Below are 1019 nucleotides of genomic sequence, written 5' to 3'. Positions count from 1 at the left end.
TCCAGCATCAACCGCTGCTGCGGATCCATCGCCAGCGCCTCACGCGGCGAGATCCCGAAGAACCCGGCATCGAACTCCCCCGCGTCATGGACGAATCCACCAACGTGTGCGAAGTCGGATCCGAACATGCCCTCGATGTCCCAGCCACGGTCCGCCGGGAACCCGGACATCGCGTCCGCGCCCGAGGCCACCACGTCCCACAGCTGCTCCGGAGAGCGAATGTCGCCCGGGTAACGGCAAGCCATACCCACGATCGCGATCGGCTCGTCCAGCGCGGTCGTCGTCGTGCCCGCCGAGTCCACGGCGAGGTCGGTCTCGTCGACCCGGCCGAGGACGAAGTCGGCGAGCGCGCCCGGGTTCGGGTAGTCGAAGACCACCGTCGCGGGCAGCTTCAGACCTGTGGCCGCAGCAAGCCGGTTGCGCACCTCCACCGCGGTCAGCGAGTCGAAACCCATCTCCCTGAACGCACGGCCACGCTCCACGGCCTCGGCCGACGCGTATCCGAGTACCGTGGCCGCCGTAGAACGGACCAGGTCGAGGACCACCCGCAGCCGCTCCGTCGCCGACAGACCGGCAAGGCCAGCGGCGAACTGTGAGGCCTCCGTGAGTGCGGAACCCTCTACGACGTCGTCGACCAGCGCCTCGCGCACTTCGGGGATGTCGGAGATCAGCGGACGCGGACGGGCGGCAACGTAGCCGGGCACGAAGCGCGCCCAGTCCACATCCGCCACGGCCACGAACGTCTCGTCGTGCTCCACCGCCTGCACCAGCGCCGACACCGCGAGCTGCGGCTCCATCGGCAGCACACCACGCCGCCGCAGATGACGCTCGGCCTCCTCTGAAGATGCGATACCGCCCTGGGCCCAGGCGCCCCAAGCGATGGAGGTCGCGGTCAGACCACGTGCCCGGCGCTCCTCGGCCAGTGCGTCGAGGAAGGCGTTCGCGGCCGCGTACGCACCCTGCCCGCTGCCGCCCCACACCCCGGCGTTGGACGAGAACAGCACGAACGCGTCCAACTC

General features: G+C 69.9%; 1 protein-coding gene. It reads right to left on the bottom strand.

Annotated features, from left to right (window positions below):
- Window positions 1–1019: beta-ketoacyl synthase N-terminal-like domain-containing protein (locus ACWC5C_RS42075; RefSeq protein WP_450884648.1), on the bottom strand; the 1019-nt coding region annotated here is incomplete at both ends.

Source organism: Streptomyces sp. NPDC001700, from assembly GCF_053596435.1.
This window is presented reverse-complemented; position numbering and strand designations above follow the sequence as displayed.